Origin of the sequence: Nonlabens tegetincola (genome assembly GCF_002954355.1) — a bacterium.
Taxonomy (GTDB): domain Bacteria; phylum Bacteroidota; class Bacteroidia; order Flavobacteriales; family Flavobacteriaceae; genus Nonlabens; species Nonlabens tegetincola.
The window spans coordinates 1-12835 of the sequence record NZ_MQVV01000018.1 but is presented as its reverse complement, the minus strand read 5'-3'; the positions used below and the strand labels follow the sequence as shown (position 1 = coordinate 12835).

At 42.1% G+C, this 12835-nt stretch carries 15 protein-coding genes and 5 pseudogenes; all 20 read left to right on the top strand.

Annotated elements, in window-relative coordinates; translation table 11 throughout:
- Nucleotides 1-48 precede the first annotated feature (48 nt).
- A complete protein-coding gene (locus BST93_RS14245) occupies nt 49-210 on the top strand; it encodes a hypothetical protein (protein WP_181072658.1) in 162 nt (53 codons plus the stop codon).
- A 40-nt stretch (nt 211-250) separates the two neighbouring features.
- Nucleotides 251-382, top strand: coding sequence for a hypothetical protein (locus tag BST93_RS14590; RefSeq protein ID WP_258150556.1), 132 nt, complete (start codon nt 251-253; stop codon nt 380-382).
- A 14-nt stretch (nt 383-396) separates the two neighbouring features.
- Nucleotides 397-588, top strand: coding sequence for a thrombospondin type 3 repeat-containing protein (locus tag BST93_RS14860; RefSeq protein WP_219843764.1), 192 nt, complete (start codon nt 397-399; stop codon nt 586-588).
- Between the two features lie 7 nt (nt 589-595).
- A pseudogene (locus tag BST93_RS14855) lies at nt 596-688 on the top strand (thrombospondin type 3 repeat-containing protein); the annotation flags it as partial.
- Nucleotides 689-970: 282 nt separating this feature from the next.
- Nucleotides 971-1300, top strand: a complete 330-nt coding sequence (locus BST93_RS13805; RefSeq protein WP_105019633.1) for a thrombospondin type 3 repeat-containing protein — start codon at nt 971-973, stop codon at nt 1298-1300.
- A 37-nt stretch (nt 1301-1337) separates the two neighbouring features.
- Nucleotides 1338-1490: pseudogene (locus tag BST93_RS14850) on the top strand (hypothetical protein); the annotation flags it as partial.
- Complete coding sequence (locus BST93_RS14845; protein WP_219843763.1) at nt 1467-1619, top strand: hypothetical protein; 153 nt, start codon at nt 1467-1469, stop codon at nt 1617-1619. The pseudogene BST93_RS14850 and the gene BST93_RS14845, both read left to right, overlap by 24 nt.
- Nucleotides 1620-1791: 172 nt before the next feature.
- The gene (locus tag BST93_RS13800; protein WP_105019632.1) at nt 1792-2718 is read left to right on the top strand and encodes a hypothetical protein; all 927 of its coding nucleotides are present in this window, start codon (nt 1792-1794) and stop codon (nt 2716-2718) included.
- A 146-nt stretch (nt 2719-2864) separates the two neighbouring features.
- Nucleotides 2865-5453, top strand: coding sequence for a hypothetical protein (locus tag BST93_RS13795; protein ID WP_105019631.1), 2589 nt, complete (start codon nt 2865-2867; stop codon nt 5451-5453).
- Nucleotides 5454-5991: 538 nt separating this feature from the next.
- Nucleotides 5992-6045 (top strand): annotated as a pseudogene (locus BST93_RS14585) (hypothetical protein); the annotation flags it as partial.
- A gap of 48 nt (nt 6046-6093) precedes the next feature.
- Nucleotides 6094-6309, top strand: coding sequence for a thrombospondin type 3 repeat-containing protein (locus BST93_RS13790; protein ID WP_258150558.1), 216 nt, complete (start codon nt 6094-6096; stop codon nt 6307-6309).
- Between the two features lie 263 nt (nt 6310-6572).
- A complete protein-coding gene (locus BST93_RS13785) occupies nt 6573-6773 on the top strand; it encodes a thrombospondin type 3 repeat-containing protein (protein ID WP_105019629.1) in 201 nt (66 codons plus the stop codon).
- Nucleotides 6774-6910: 137 nt separating this feature from the next.
- Complete coding sequence (locus tag BST93_RS14240) at nt 6911-7060, top strand: thrombospondin type 3 repeat-containing protein (protein WP_181072656.1); 150 nt, start codon at nt 6911-6913, stop codon at nt 7058-7060.
- Nucleotides 7042-9591 carry a hypothetical protein gene (locus tag BST93_RS13780; protein ID WP_308736878.1) on the top strand — a complete coding sequence of 850 codons (2550 nt, stop codon included), beginning with the start codon at nt 7042-7044 and terminating at the stop codon, nt 9589-9591. Before BST93_RS14240 ends, BST93_RS13780 begins: the two co-directional genes overlap by 19 nt.
- Nucleotides 9561-9901, top strand: a pseudogene (locus tag BST93_RS14840) (T9SS type B sorting domain-containing protein). The gene BST93_RS13780 and the pseudogene BST93_RS14840 overlap by 31 nt, the downstream one beginning before the upstream one ends.
- 70 nt (nt 9902-9971) lie before the next feature.
- Nucleotides 9972-10912: pseudogene (locus BST93_RS13765) on the top strand (PorP/SprF family type IX secretion system membrane protein).
- 1 nt (nt 10913) lies between these two features.
- Complete coding sequence (locus BST93_RS13760; RefSeq protein ID WP_181072654.1) at nt 10914-11738, top strand: tetratricopeptide repeat protein; 825 nt, start codon at nt 10914-10916, stop codon at nt 11736-11738.
- Nucleotides 11726-12013: a hypothetical protein gene (locus tag BST93_RS13755; RefSeq protein WP_105019625.1), complete on the top strand. Its 288-nt coding sequence runs from the start codon at nt 11726-11728 to the stop codon at nt 12011-12013. The genes BST93_RS13760 and BST93_RS13755 overlap by 13 nt, the downstream gene beginning before the upstream one ends.
- Nucleotides 12004-12129, top strand: a complete 126-nt coding sequence (locus tag BST93_RS14580; protein WP_258150555.1) for a hypothetical protein — start codon at nt 12004-12006, stop codon at nt 12127-12129. The genes BST93_RS13755 and BST93_RS14580 overlap by 10 nt, the downstream gene beginning before the upstream one ends.
- Before the next feature lie 233 nt (nt 12130-12362).
- Nucleotides 12363-12835 (top strand): OmpA family protein (locus BST93_RS13750; protein ID WP_146105035.1); only part of this gene is annotated, 473 nt, incomplete at its 3' end.

Sequence of the window (12835 nt, the reverse complement as noted above, 5' to 3'; positions counted from 1 at the left end):
CCAACAACACCAGATGGAACGGATCCAACTGATGCATGTGATATATAGATGGAGCTGCAACGTACCAGCTACGAGCATGGAGACTGTGACGGAGATGGAGTAACTGATGCCGATGAGATTAATGGTCCAGATGGAGATCCAGCGACACCAGACGGAACAGATAGTAATGACGCCTGTGATTATGATGTGGCAGATATAAGTTACCAGTAACCAGCACAGTAGACTTGATGGAGATGAGTAACGGATGCTGATGAGATTAAATGGTCCAGATGGAGATCCAAATACAGCAGATGGAACCGATCCAAACGATCCATGTAGTTATGATCCATCAAGTGTTACGTTAGCAGTAACGAGTATGGTAGATTGTGATGAGACGGAGTAACGGATGCTGATGAGATAGCCGCAGGAACCGATCCAAACGATGCATGTAGTTACAATGTTACAGATGTAACAGTAGCAGTAACGAGCACAGTAGATTGTGATGGCGATGGAGTAACCGATGCTGATGAGATAGCAGACGGAACCGATCCGAACGATGCGTGTAGTTATGATCCAGCAAGTGTGACAGTAGCGGTACAAGTAACGTAGATTGTGAGGAGACGGAGTAACGGATGCTGATGAGATAGCAAACGGAACGGATCCAAACGATGCATGTAGTATAATGTTGCAGATATTACAGTATCAGTAACCAGCACAGTAGACTGTGATGGAGATGGAGTAACGGATGCTGATGAGATTAATGGTCCAGATGGAGATCCAAATACAGCAGACGGAACTGATCCAAACGATGCATGTAGTTATGATCCATCAGTGTTACGTTAGCAGTAACGAGTATGATAGATTGTGATGGAGACGGAGTAACGGATGCTGATGAGATAGCACAGGAACCGATCCAAACGATGCATGTAGTTACAATGTTGCAGATGTAACAGTATCAGTAACGAGTACAGTAGATTGTGATGGCGATGGAGTGATAGATGCTGATGAGATAGCAGACGAACCGATCCGAACGATGCGTGTAGTTATGACCAGCAAGTGTAACAGTAGCAGTAACAAGTACGTAGATTGTGATGGAGACGGAGTAACGGATGCTGATGAGATAGCAAACGGAACGGATCCAAACGATGCATGTAGTTATAATGTTGCAGATATTACAGTATCAGTAACCAGCACAGTAGACTGTGATGGAGATGGAGAACGGATGCTGATGAGATTAATGGTCCAGATGGTGATCCAAATACAGCAGATGGAACCGATCCAAACGATCCATGTAGTTATGATCCATCAAGTGTTACGTTAGCAGTAACGAGTATGGTAGATTGTGATGGAGACGGAGTAACGATGCTGATGAGATAGCAAACGGAACCGATCCAAATGATGCATGTAGTTACAATGTTGCAGATGTAACAGTAGCAGTAACAAGCACAGTAGATTGTGATGGCGATGGAGTAACCGATGCTGATGAGATAGCAGACGGAACCGATCCGAACGATGCGTGTAGTTATGATCCAGCAAGTGTAACAGTAGCGGTAACAAGTAACGTAGATTGTGATGGAGACGGAGTAACGGATGCTGATGAGATAGCAAACGAACGGATCCAAACGATGCATGTAGTATAATGTTGCAGATATTACAGTATCAGTAACCAGCACAGTAGACTGTGATGGAGATGGAGTAACGGATGCTGATGAGATTAATGGTCCAGATGGTGATCCAAATACAGCAGATGGAACCGATCCAAACGATCCATGTAGTTATGATCCATCAAGTGTTACGTTAGCAGTAACGAGTATGGTAGATTGTGATGGAGACGGAGTAACCGATGCTGATGAGATAGCAAACGGAACCGATCCCAACGATGCATGTAGTTACAATGTTGCAGATGTAACAGTAGCAGTAACAAGCACAGTAGATTGTGATGGAGATGGAGTAACGGATGCAGATGAAGTAAATGGACCAGATGGTGATCCAACAACACCAGATGGAACGGATCCAACTGATGCATGTGATTATATAGATGGAGCTGCAACCGTACCAGCAACGAGCATGGGAGACTGTGACGGAGATGGAGTAACGGATGCCGATGAGATTAATGGTCCAGATGGAGATCCAGCGACACCAGACGGAACAGATAGTAATGACGCCTGTGATTATGATGTGGCAGATATAAGTTTACCAGTAACCAGCACAGTAGACTGTGATGGCGATGGAGTAACTGATGCCGATGAGATTAACGGACCAGATGGTGATCCAGCTACAGCAGATGGAACCGATCCAAATGATCCATGTGATTACGATCCAGCAAGTGTTACGTTAGCAGTAACGAGTATGGTAGATTGTGATGGAGACGGAGTAACGGATGCTGATGAGATAGCAGCAGGAACCGATCCAAACGATCCATGTAGTTACAATGTTTCTGATGTAACGGTAGTAGTAACAAGCACAGTAGATTGTGATGGAGATGGAGTAACGGATGCAGATGAAGTAAATGGACCAGATGGTGATCCAACAACACCAGATGGAACGGATCCAACTGATGCATGTGATTATATAGATGGAGCTGCAACCGTACCAGCAACGAGCATGGGAGACTGTGACGGAGATGGAGTAACGGATGCCGATGAGATTAATGGTCCAGATGGAGATCCAGCGACACCAGACGGAACAGATAGTAATGACGCCTGTGATTATGATGTGGCAGATATAAGTTACCAGTAACCAGCACAGTAGACTGTGATGGAGATGGAGTAACGGATGCTGATGAGATTAATGGTCCAGATGGAGATCCAAATACAGCAGATGGAACCGATCCAAACGATCCATGTAGTTATGATCCATCAAGTGTTACGTTAGCAGTAACGAGTATGGTAGATTGTGATGGAGACGGAGTAACGGATGCTGATGAGATAGCCGCAGGAACCGATCCAAACGATGCATGTAGTTACAATGTTACAGATGTAACAGTAGCAGTAACGAGCACAGTAGATTGTGATGGCGATGGAGTAACCGATGCTGATGAGATAGCAGACGGAACCGATCCGAACGATGCGTGTAGTTATGATCCAGCAAGTGTAACAGTAGCAGTAACAAGTAACGTAGATTGTGATGGAGACGGAGTAACGGATGCTGATGAGATAGCAAACGGAACGGATCCAAACGATGCATGTAGTTATAATGTTGCAGATATTACAGTATCAGTAACCAGCACAGTAGACTGTGATGGAGATGGAGTAACGGATGCTGATGAGATTAATGGTCCAGATGGTGATCCAAATACAGCAGATGGAACCGATCCAAACGATCCATGTAGTTATGATCCATCAAGTGTTACGTTAGCAGTAACGAGTATGGTAGATTGTGATGGAGACGGAGTAACGGATGCTGATGAGATAGCAGCAGGAACCGATCCAAACGATGCATGTAGTTACAATGTTGCAGATGTAACCGTAGTAGTAACAAGCACGGTAGATTGTGATGGAGATGGAGTAACGGATGCAGATGAAGTAAATGGACCAGATGGTGATCCAACGACACCAGATGGAACCGATCCAACTGATGCATGTGATTATCTAGATGGAGCTGCAACCGTACCAGCAACGAGCATGGGAGACTGTGATGGAGATGGAGTAACGGATGCCGATGAGATTAATGGTCCAGATGGAGATCCAACGACACCAGACGGAACAGATAGTAATGACGCCTGTGATTATGATGTAGCAGCGATTACATTGCCAGTAACCAGCACAGTAGATTGTGATGGAGATGGAGTAACGGATGCCGACGAGATAGCAGCCGGAACCGATCCAAACGATGCATGTAGTTACAATCTTAGTAACGTTTCAGTTCCAGTGACGAGCACAGTAGATTGTGATGGAGATGGAGTAACGGATGCCGATGAGATTAATGGTCCAGATGGAGATCCAGGAACATCAGATGGTACCAACCCTAACGATCCATGTGATTACAACGTGTCACAAATAACAGTAGCGGTAACAAGTAACGTAGATTGTGATGGCGATGGGGTGATAGATGCTGATGAGATAGCAGACGGAACCGATCCGAACGATGCGTGTAGTTATGATCCAGCAAGTGTGACAGTAGCAGTAACAAGTAACGTAGATTGTGATGGAGACGGAGTAACGGATGCTGATGAGATAGCAAACGGAACGGATCCAAACGATGCATGTAGTTATAATGTTGCAGATATTACAGTATCAGTAACCAGCACAGTAGACTGTGATGGAGATGGAGTAACGGATGCTGATGAGATTAATGGTCCAGATGGAGATCCAAATACAGCAGACGGAACCGATCCAAACGATCCATGTAGTTATGATCCATCAAGTGTTACGTTAGCAGTAACGAGTATGGTAGATTGTGATGGAGATGGAGTAACCGATGCTGATGAGATAGCAAACGGAACCGATCCAAACGATGCATGTAGTTACAATGTTGCAGATGTAACAGTAGCAGTAACGAGCACAGTAGATTGTGATGGCGATGGAGTGATAGATGCTGATGAGATAGCAGACGGAACCGATCCGAACGATGCGTGTAGTTATGATCCAGCAAGTGTAACAGTAGCAGTAACAAGTAACGTAGATTGTGATGGAGACGGAGTAACGGATGCTGATGAGATAGCCGCAGGAACGGATCCAAACGATGCATGTAGTTATAATGTTGCAGATATTACAGTATCAGTAACCAGCACAGTAGACTGTGATGGAGATGGAGTAACGGATGCTGATGAGATTAATGGTCCAGATGGAGATCCAAATACAGCAGACGGAACCGATCCAAACGATGCATGTAGTTATGATCCATCAAGTGTTACGTTAGCAGTAACGAGTATGATAGATTGTGATGGAGACGGAGTAACGGATGCTGATGAGATAGCCGCAGGAACCGATCCCAACGATGCATGTAGTTACAATGTTGCAGATGTAACAGTAGCAGTAACGAGCACAGTAGATTGTGATGGCGATGGAGTAACCGATGCTGATGAGATAGCAGACGGAACCGATCCGAACGATGCGTGTAGTTATGATCCAGCAAGTGTAACAGTAGCGGTAACAAGTAACGTAGATTGTGATGGAGACGGAGTAACGGATGCTGATGAGATAGCAAACGGAACCGATCCAAACGATGCATGTAGTTATAATGTTGCAGATATTACAGTATCAGTAACCAGCACAGTAGACTGTGATGGAGATGGAGTAACGGATGCTGATGAGATTAATGGTCCAGATGGTGATCCAAATACAGCAGATGGAACCGATCCAAACGATGCATGTAGTTATGATCCATCAAGTGTTACGTTAGCAGTAACGAGTATGGTAGATTGTGATGGAGACGGAGTAACGGATGCTGATGAGATAGCAGCAGGAACCGATCCAAACGATGCATGTAGTTACAATGTTGCAGATGTAACCGTAGTAGTAACAAGCACGTAGATTGTGATGGAGATGGAGTAACGGATGCAGATGAAGTAAATGGACCAGATGGTGATCCAACGACACCAGATGGAACCGATCCAACTGATGCATGTGATTATCTAGATGGAGCTGCAACCGTACCAGCAACGAGCATGGAGACTGTGATGGAGATGGAGTAACGGATGCCGATGAGATAAGGTCCAGATGGAGATCCAACGACACCAGACGGAACAGATAGTAATGACGCCTGTGATATGATGTAGCAGCGATTACATTGCCAGTAACCAGCACAGTAGATTGTGATGGAGATGGAGTAACGGATGCCGAGACGAGATAGCAGCCGAGAACCGATCCAAACGATGCATGTAGTTACAATCTTAGTAACGTTTCAGTTCCAGTGACGAGCACAGTAGATTGTGATGGAGATGGAGTAACGGATGCCGATGAGATTAATGTCCAGATGAGATCCAGGAACATCAGATGGTACCAACCCTAACGATCCATGTGATTACAACGTGTCACAAATAACAGTAGCGGTAACAAGTAAGTAGATTGTGATGGCGATGGGGTGATAGATGCTGATGAGATAGCAGACGGAACCGATCCGAACGATGCGTGTAGTTATGATCCAGCAAGTGTTACGTTAGCAGTAACGAGTATGGTAGATTGTGATGGAGACGGAGTAACGGATGCTGATGAGATAGCAAACGGAACGGATCCAAACGATGCATGTAGTTATAATGTTGCAGATATTACAGTATCAGTAACCAGCACAGTAGACTGTGATGGAGATGGAGTAACGGATGCTGATGAGATTAATGGTCCAGATGGAGATCCAAATACAGCAGATGGACCGATCCAAACGATCATGTAGTTTATGATCCATCAAGTGTTACGTTAGCAGTAACGAGTATGGTAGATTGTGATGGAGATGAGTAACCGATGCTGATGAGATAGCAAACGGAACCGATCCAAACGATGCATGTAGTTACAATGTTGCAGATGTAACAGTATCAGTAACGAGCCAGTAGATTGTGATGGAGATGGAGTGACCGATGCTGATGAGATAGCAGATGGACCGATCCAAACGATCCATGTAGTTATGATCCATCAAGTGTTACGTTAGCAGTAACGAGTATGGTAGATTGTGATGAAGATGGAGTAACCGATGCTGATGAGATAGCAAACGGAACCGATCCAAACGATGCATGTAGTTACAATGTTGCAGATGTAACAGTAGCAGTAACGAGCACAGTAGATTGTGATGGCGATGGAGTGATAGATGCTGATGAGATAGCAGACGGAACGATCCAAACGATGCTTGTAGTTATAACGTAAGTAGCGTAACTGTACCAGTAACCAGCACAGTAGATTGTGATGGAGATGGAGTAATCGATGCTGATGAGATCAATGGTCCAGATGGAGATCCAGGTACACCAGATGGTACTAACCCTAACGATCCATGTGATTACAACGTGTCACAGATAACAGTATCAGTAACGAGCACAGTAGATTGTGATGGAGATGGAGTGACCGATGCTGATGAGATAGCAGATGGAACCGATCCAAACGATGCGTGTAGTTATGATCCAGCAAGTGTAACAGTATCAGTAACAAGTGTGTAGATTGTGACGGAGATGGAGTAACGGATGCTGATGAGATAGCAGCAGGAACCGATCCAAACGATGCATGTAGCTACAATGTTGCAGATATTACGGTATCAGTTACTAGCACAGTAGACTGTGATGGAGATGGCGTGATAGATGCCGATGAGATTGCAGACGGAACCGATCCAAACGATGCTTGTAGTTATAACGTAAGTAGCGTAACTGTACCAGTAACCAGCACAGTAGATTGTGATGGAGATGGAGTAATCGATGCTGATGAGATCAATGGTCCAGATGGAGATCCAGGTACACCAGATGGTACTAACCCTAACGATCCATGTGATTACAACGTGTCACAAATAACAATAGCAGTAACAAGCACAGTAGATTGTGATGGCGATGGAGTAACCGATGCTGATGAGATAGCAGACGGAACCGATCCAAACGATGCGTGTAGTTATGATCCAGCAAGTGTGACTTTAGCAGTAACAAGTGGTGTAGATTGTGACGGAGATGGAGTAACTGACGCTGATGAGATAGCCGCAGGAACCGATCCGAACGATGCGTGTAGTTACAATGTTGTAGATATTACTGTAGCAGTAACGAGCACAGTAGACTGTGATGGAGATGGTGTGATAGATGCTGATGAGATTGCAGACGGAACCGATCCAAACGATGCTTGTAGTTATAACGAAAGTAGCGTAACTGTACCAGTAACCAGCACAGTAGACTGTGATGGAGATGGAGTAATCGATGCTGATGAGATCAATGGTCCAGATGGAGATCCAGGTACACCAGATGGTACTAACCCTAACGATCCATGTGATTACAACTTGTCACAAATAACAGTAGCAGTAACAAGCACAGTAGATTGTGATGGCGATGGAGTAACCGATGCTGATGAGATAGCAGACGGAACCGATCCAAACGATGCGTGTAGTTATGATCCAGCAAGTGTGACTTTAGCAGTAACAAGTGGTGTAGATTGTGACGGAGATGGAGTAACTGACGCTGATGAGATAGCCGCAGGAACCGATCCAAACGATGCATGTAGTTATAATGTTGCAGATATTACAGTATCAGTAACCAGCACAGTAGACTGTGATGGAGATGGAGTGACAGATGCTGATGAGATTGCAGACGGAACCGATCCAAACGATGCTTGTGATTATGATCAAGGTAGTATTACAGTTCCAGTGACCAGCACAGTTGATTGTGATGGAGATGGAGTAACGGATGCTGATGAGATCAATGGTCCAGATGGAGATCCAAGTACACCAGATGGAACTAACCCTAACGATCCGTGTGATTACAACGTGTCACAAATAACAGTAGCAGTAACCAGCACAGTAGATTGTGATGGAGATGGAGTAACCGATGCTGATGAGATAGCAGACGGAACTGATCCAAACGATCCGTGTGATTTAAATGTTGGAAGTATTACGGTAGCTCAATCAGGAGACTATTTGTCAGCAGACTGTGATGGTGATGGAGTGACTAATGGAGACGAATTAACATCAGGAACAGATCCTAATGACCCATGTGATTACGATGCATCACAACAGGATGTGTCTGTTACTTCTCCAGGGTGGCAAGGTGCTGATTGTGATGGTGACGGTGTTTCAAACGGTACCGAATTAAATGATGGAACCGACCCACAAGATCCTTGTAATTATGATGTGAACAGCCAAGATTTAACAATAGTAACATCAGTTTGGAATGCGCTAGACTGTGATGGTGATGGTGTTACTAACGGTGATGAAATAATCGATGGGACTGATCCAATTGATCCTTGTGATCTAATAGTAGGAAGTATTACTTTAACTCAAGGAGGCGATTTTCTAGATGCAGATTGTGACGGTGATGGAGTTACTAATGGTGATGAGATCGCAGACGGTACTGATCTAAATGATCCTTGTGATTATCTTACCACTAGTCAGACAATAGCTCCAAGTGATGAATGGGCTATGTTAGATTGTGATGGTGATGGAGTAACTAACGGACAGGAATTAATAGACGGGACTGATACTCAAGATCCATGTGATTATGACTCAATATCACAAGACGTAAGTCTGGCATCAGGAGCATGGGATGTCTTAGATTGTGATGGAGATGGCGTATCCAATATTGATGAATTATTCCCTCCAAACGGTGGAGATCCTACAGATCCACAAGATCCATGTAGTGTTAATCTAGATGATCAATCAACAACACCTTCTCAAGAATGGTTAGATGCAGATTGTGATATGGATAATGTTCCAAATGGAGTGGAACTTACAAGAGGTGATACAGATGGAGATGGTGTTCCAGATGTTTTTGATACCGATGATGATGGAGATGGTGTAGATACGATTTTTGAAGACTACGATGGTGATAATGATCCTACCGATCAAGACTCTGATGGAGATGGCATACCAGACTACCTAGATACAGACGATGATGGCGATGGAATTGATACTATGGATGAAGGCCAAATCCAGATGGAGATGGTAATCCAAACACAGGAGATACTAGTGATATCGATGGTGATGGAATTCCAGATTATCTAGATTCAGATCCACGTCGAATAAGAGTATGGAATGCAGTTACGCCTAATGAGGATGGTAGAAATGATTATTTCATATTAGAAGGTATTGAGAATTTTGAGAATACAGTTCATATCTATAATAGATGGGTATTGAGGTTTATAATACTGAGAATTACGATAATGAAACTCGTAGGTTTGAAGGTGTTTCAGAAGGACGAGTTACCGTCGAGCAAGGTGAGAAATTACCGACTGGTACATACTTCTATGTAGTAGAATATATAGATGATTTTGGAAAAACTCAGAAATTGGCCGGTTATTTATACATCAGATAAAATGAAATAAATCTAGGCTTAGATGGAAGTCTAAGTCTAGATTAATTATTAAGAATACAAGCATGAAAAAATTAATAGTTGTCTTTGTTTTTTCGCTTTCGCGAAAGCGTTAACAGCTCAACAGGATCCACAGTACAGTCAGTATATGTATAATCCGATAGTTATAAATCCGGCCTATGCTGGTAATCGCGGTGTAGCGAGTATAGTTGGATTACATCGTAGTCAATGGGTTGGATTGGATGGAGCACCACGCACACAAACTTTGTCGTTTCATACTCCTATTGCCAATAGTAGAGTAGGGTTAGGTTTGAGTGTTGTGAATGACGAAATAGGACCAGCTGATGAGACCTATGTAGCGGCAGATTTTAGTTATACGATTCCCGTAGGAGACGAGGCAAGATTAAGCTTTGGACTTAAGGGAGGAATCCACGTGTTAAATGTTGATTTTAATAAGCTAAATATTTTTGATCCAGGAGATCCTAGATTGAGTGAGAATGTAGACAATAGATTGTCACCTACTGTAGGATTAGGACTGTATTATCATACGGAGAGGTTTTACGTAGGATTGAGTTCGCCTAATTTATTACAGACGGATCATTTTGATGAAGATAACGACACGAGTTCAGCCACGTTTATAGCAGAGGAGCGTATACACTTATTTGGAACCGTGGGATATGTTTTTTGTTTAAATGATAACATTAAGTTCAAGCCAGCTGGACTAGTAAAGATGGTACAAGGAGCACCTTTACAGGTTGACCTAACGGCAAATTTCTTATTCAACGAGAAGTTCACAGTAGGAGCGGCCTATAGGTGGAGTGCTGCTGTTACTGGATTAGTAGGATTTAAATAAGTGATCAAATGATGATAGGATTTGCCTATGATCGCGAGACTACAGAATTAGGTAATGCGATATACAACGACGGTAGTTATGAATTATTCTTGCGATTTGAATTGTTCAACAGCTACGATAGAATTATCACACCAAGATTCTTTAATAAAATTAAAAGTTAAAATGAAATATTTAATTGTTATACTAGGATTAGTTTCCACGATATCTCTCGCTCAAGATAGAAATGTAATAGAGCCAGATAAAGTATATGATGAGTATGCTTTTATTGATGCACAACAAATGTATTTAAATATGGTGGAGGACGGTTACGGGACAAGTAATGTCTATAAAAAACTAGGAGATACTTATTACTTCAATAACGACTATTCAAATTCACACAAATGGTATACAAAACTATTTGAGAATAACGATGGCGCAATAGAAAGTGAATACTATTTTAGATATGTTCAAAGTTTAAAAGCGGTAAAGGATTACGATAAGGCTGATGCGTTATTAGTAGAATATCAAAAAATTAAGGGAGCTGATTCTTTTACTGAAATTTTTGTAAACGATAAAAATTATCTTGAGATGATTGAACTTCAATCATGGAGATATACCATTAAAAATTTAGAGATAAATAGTGAGTCTCAAGAATTTGGAACCGCTTATCTTAATGGGAGTAATGAAGTGGTATATGCAAGTTCAAAGGATTCTGCTTCTATGATTAACAGACGTCATAAATGGAGTGAACGACAGTTTTTAGATTTATATGTTGCTCAAATTGATAGTGCAAGTTTAGAACTTGTTAATCCTAGAAAATTTGGAAATGGCGATCAAAAGTTGAATACTAAATTTCATGAAAGTAATGCAGTATTCACGAAAGACGGTCAAACGATCTATTACACCAGCAATAATTATTTCAATAAAAAGTATAAGAAAAGTAAAGATGAAATAAATAAGTTGAAAATATTTAGAGCTAGTAAAACAGAAGACGGATGGGAAATATAGAAGAACTAGCAATCAATAGCGACGAGTGGTCAACAGCTCACCCAGCTTTAAATGAAGAAGAATCTAGGTTGTATTTCTCTAGCGATAGACCTGGAAGTGTACTAGGTTTGGATGGAAAGAGTAGTTCAGATATCTGGTATGTTGAAATAGATTCGACAGGCACTTTATCAGAGCCTATGAATCTTGCTGCTGTAAATACAATAGGGAAGGAGTTATTCCATTTATTTCAGAAAAAGAGGACCTTTATTTTTCATCTACAGGTCACATGGGATTAGGAGGATTAGATGTTTTTGTGACTTCACTTGCAGAAGCTCATGATGGCGAAAAGTTAAAAATCACCAATGTAGGAAACCTATTAATAGTTCTTACGATGATTTTCATTTGTCATTAAGGATAGCACTATGACGGGTTACTTTAGTTCAAATAGAAAATCAGGACAAGGTCTTGATGATATATATAGTTTAAGGCAAACAAGCCTTTAGCTTGTAAGGACGAAATAGTAGGAGTAGTAACAGATGAAGAAACGGGAGAATTAATCCAGGAGCAACCGTTGTTCTTTTAGATGTAGATAATAACGAGGTAGAACGAGTAATTGTTAAAAAGGACGCAGCCTATTCCTTTACAGTGCTATGTGAATCAACATATTCCATCCAAGCATCCAAAGAAGAGTACGCTCCTGCCGATGCAGTAACAACAACGCCAGATGTTATTGCTACCATAGATTTACCTATATCATTAAAAAGGTCTATTGATGATAAGATTAAGAACCTTCAAATCGGTGATGATCTAGCTAGCGTGCTCGATATACCTATGATATATTTTGACTTTGATAAATCTAATATAAGACCTGATGCAGAAGTTGAACTGCAAAAGGTGTTACAATTTATGAAGGCATTTCCTACTGTTAAAGTAGATATTAGATCCCATACAGATAGCCGTGCGCCGGATTTATATAATATGAAATTAAGTGACCGCAGAGCTAAGTCTACTAGGGCTTATTTAATAATGAAAGGAATCAAAGCAGATAGATTGACAGCGCAAGGTTACGGAGAATTTCAATTGGTTAACGAATGTTCAAATGGTGTTGATTGTACCGA